Consider the following 1,596-nt stretch of genomic DNA (forward strand, 5'->3'; position numbering starts at 1 on the left):
TAGAATTTTGATAGTAAAGGAGGTGATCCAACCACAGGTTCCCCTACGGTTACCTTGTTACGACTTCACCCCAGTTATGAATCATAAAGTGGTAAGCGCCCTCCTTTTTTCAAAGGTTAAACAACTTACTTCTTTTACAACCCACTTCCATGGTGTGACGGGCGGTGTGTACAAGGCCCGGGAACGTATTCACCGTAGCATTCTGATCTACGATTACTAGCGATTCCGACTTCATAGAGTCGAGTTGCAGACTCTAATCCGAACTAAGATATATTTTGTGAGATCCGCTTACTTTTACAAGGATGCTTCTCTTTGTATATACCATTGTAGCACGTGTGTAGCCCTGGTCGTAAGGGCCATGATGACTTGACGTCGTCCTCACCTTCCTCCGGTTTATCACCGGCAGTCTTCTTTGAGTTCCCAGCCTAACTGATGGCAACAAAGAATAAGGGTTGCGCTCGTTGCGGGACTTAACCCAACATTTCACAACACGAGCTGACGACAGCCATGCAGCACCTGTCTCATGGTTCCCGAAGGCACTAAAATATCTCTATTAAATTCCATGGATGTCAAGACCAGGTAAGGTTTTTCGCGTTGCATCGAATTAAACCACATGCTCCACCGCTTGTGCGGGCCCCCGTCAATTCATTTGAGTTTTAACCTTGCGGTCGTACTCCCCAGGCGGTCGACTTAACGCGTTAGCTACGAAAGTTATAAGTCAAGCTTACAACCTTCAAGTCGACATCGTTTACAGCATGGACTACCAGGGTATCTAATCCTGTTTGCTCCCCATGCTTTCGCACCTGAGCGTCAGTATTCGTCCAGGGGGCCGCCTTCGCCACTGGTATTCCTCCAGATATCTACGCATTTCACCGCTACACCTAGAATTCTACCCCCCTCTACGAAACTCGAGTTAATTAGTTTCAAATGCAGTTCCTAAGTTAAGCTTAGGGATTTCACATCTGACTTAATTAACCGCCTACGTGCTCTTTACGCCCAGTAATTCCGATTAACGCTAGCACCCTCCGTATTACCGCGGCTGCTGGCACGGAGTTAGCCGGTGCTTCTTTTACAAGTAACGTCAATAATGAAATGTATTAAATTTCATTGTTTCTTTCTTGTTGAAAGTACTTTACAACCCGAAGGCCTTCTTCATACACGCGGCATAGCTGCATCAGGCTTTCGCCCATTGTGCAATATTCCCCACTGCTGCCTCCCGTAGGAGTCTGGACCGTGTCTCAGTTCCAGTGTGGCTGATTGTCCTCTCAGACCAGCTAGGGATCGTCGCCTAGGTAGGCTTTTACCCTACCTACTAGCTAATCCCATCTGGGTTCATCTAATGGTATAAGGTTTTATATAAAATAAATATATAAAATCCCCTACTTTGGTCTTTTAAAAGACATTATGAGGTATTAGCTATCGTTTCCAATAGTTATCCCTCTCCATAAGGCAGATCCCCAGATATTACTCACCCGTCCGCCGCTTGCCGACAATAAAAAAAATAAAACTTTCTTTTATTTCGCTGCCGCTCGACTTGCATGTGTTAGGCTTGCCGCCAGCGTTCAATCTGAGCCATGATCAAACTCTTCAATTTTA

The 1,596-nt window shown here is 45.6% G+C and carries 1 rRNA gene; it reads right to left on the bottom strand.

The window, feature by feature from the left end:
• Window positions 1–15 precede the first annotated feature (15 nt).
• Window positions 16–1,594 (bottom strand): 16S ribosomal RNA (locus tag GJT95_RS00020).
• Window positions 1,595–1,596 lie beyond the last annotated feature (2 nt).

The organism is Enterobacteriaceae endosymbiont of Donacia crassipes, from assembly GCF_012569785.1.
Taxonomy (GTDB): domain Bacteria; phylum Pseudomonadota; class Gammaproteobacteria; order Enterobacterales; family Enterobacteriaceae.